Genomic DNA, 1,862 nt, shown 5'->3' with positions numbered 1-1,862 from the left:
GGCGATTTCGGGCACAGGGAGGAGGCGATACCACCGACCAAACCCCATGCTGGCAGCTCAGGCCAGAGCACCTGTGACACACTTTGAATCAGCCCTGCCTCCGCTCGGGAGAGCTCGAGGCGGGAAAGCGGGACTGGCGCCATGACGACTCTTGCACGCGTACACCTGTACTAGCAGGGGAGGCGGTTCGACGCCAGGGGTTGAGGTGGTGCCGCCCTGGTGCTGCTTTGCTCAGCGCATCTATCGGTGCTGTTCTGCTGAGCGCACCTCGCGGTGCGACACCAGAAAGGCCTCAATCCAGTCGTGGTGACACTTCTGGCTGATCCGATCGGCGATGGTGACAGCTGCCTCGGGCACCTGGAAGCGCTTGCGGAACGCCCGGGTGAGGCTCTCCAGCAGCGGCCGGGGCAGAGCCCGCAGAGTGCCGTGAAGGTGCTGGATCGTTTCGGGATTGAGCGCCGCCAGGCCGGGATCCTCCGGGGCGGTACCGGGTTGAGATGGGGTAACTGCGGAGGCAGGAGGAGTGCTGGGCGCCGGCCGACTGACCGGGGGCCGCTGCTCTGCTGACCGCTGCGGCCCCTCCCCCTGGCCAGGTGAGTTGCTCACCTGCCGCTGCTGCTTGTCGTAAAGCGCGAGCCCAAACGGATTGCCAAAGGTCATCAGCGCCCGCTTCATGGCGTCGGTCTCCGCTTCCTTGAGGGCGGACTCATGGGCCTGGCCCAGGTCGACGTCGATGCCGTGACCGGCGCCGCTACCCTCCCGGATCAAAGGAGGCCTGCCCCCGGCAGTGACGGTGACGCGCACGCGGGCGGTGTAGGTGACGCCCCAGCCGGGCTTCTGGTCCCTGCTCGTGCCTCTGGCACCGATCGTGCGTTCTGACTGGGCGACGCAGCGCATGGCGATGGTCTGCCGCTGCCAGCCGTCAAAGCCAAAGATCCGATTGGCCTCCGCGATAGCGACCCAACCTTCCACATAAGCCACCTTCCCGCGGCCCTGGTGTTCACCCCCACGCCGCTGGTGGCCTGAAAGATGTCGTCGGCCAGATACATCACCTTCTGGGGGGCACCACCGCACTTGATCGGCGTGGCCGGATGGGTGAACAGGGCGGTTCCCCCCTGGAAGCCGCGGATCGTCTCCCAGGTGGCGGCGATGTGGGCGTGGGAATAGTTGCTGACGATGCCGTGGTGGCCGAGGCCCTCCGGCAGGCCCTTGATGGCGCTCCAGTTGAGCTGGAGGCCCATGGCCACCACGAGCACGTCGTAGCCGAGGGATTCACCGGCTGCGGTGATCACCCGGTGGGCCTCCGGCTCGAAGCTTGCCGCGCTGCCCTGGATCCAGACGGCACCCGCCGGGATTACAGCGGCCTCAGGGCGGTGGGTTGCTTCGTAGGGGAGCAGACCGGCGCCGGCCAGGATCCAGCCCGACTGGTACTCGTGAACGCAGGAGGGTTCCAGGATCGCCACATCGAGGCCGGGGCGCGCCAGCAGGAGCTGACTGGCCACGGTGATGCCGCCCGATCCACCACCGACGATCAGGACCTGATGGTGGCGGTGGCCCACGGAGCCGTATTCGGCCATCGATCACCTCTGAGCCTCCCTCTCTCTAGCCAGGCCCTGGTGAAACGGTGGCAACCCATACATAAAAACATGCTTGCAAGCGCATAGGAGGATAGGGTCTGTTGGCGTGATCACGGTGCGGCCGATGGCGTCATGGCAACAGCCTTCAGCCCCGGGCGTCCCAGCATCTCCGGTGCGGCTCCAGAAGCATTGACGTGGACCCCGGAAACCGGTCCAGGGTGAATGAGAGTCCTCATCCGGCCAGACTGGGCCGGGGACTCGACCATGAAACGCACCAGGCACACA

General features: G+C 66.3%; 2 protein-coding genes. One reads left to right on the top strand and one right to left on the bottom strand.

Features of this window, described 5'->3' with window-relative positions; all coding sequences use genetic code 11:
* Positions 1 to 240 precede the first annotated feature (240 nt).
* Positions 241 to 972, bottom strand: a complete 732-nt coding sequence (locus tag CJZ98_RS17610) for an RAD52 family DNA repair protein (protein ID WP_232756599.1) — start codon at positions 970 to 972, stop codon at positions 241 to 243.
* Positions 973 to 1,184: 212 nt separating this feature from the next.
* Here CJZ98_RS17610 and CJZ98_RS18630 point away from each other — a divergent pair, with 212 nt between their 5' ends.
* On the top strand, positions 1,185 to 1,664 hold the full coding sequence (locus tag CJZ98_RS18630) for a hypothetical protein (protein ID WP_157911092.1): 480 nt from the start codon (positions 1,185 to 1,187) through the stop codon (positions 1,662 to 1,664).
* Positions 1,665 to 1,862 lie beyond the last annotated feature (198 nt).

The organism is Vulcanococcus limneticus LL (assembly GCF_002252705.1).
GTDB classification, from domain to species: Bacteria; Cyanobacteriota; Cyanobacteriia; order PCC-6307; family Cyanobiaceae; genus Vulcanococcus; species Vulcanococcus limneticus.
The sequence above is the reverse complement of the archived record's forward strand: the minus strand, read 5'-3'. Positions and strand labels throughout refer to the sequence as shown.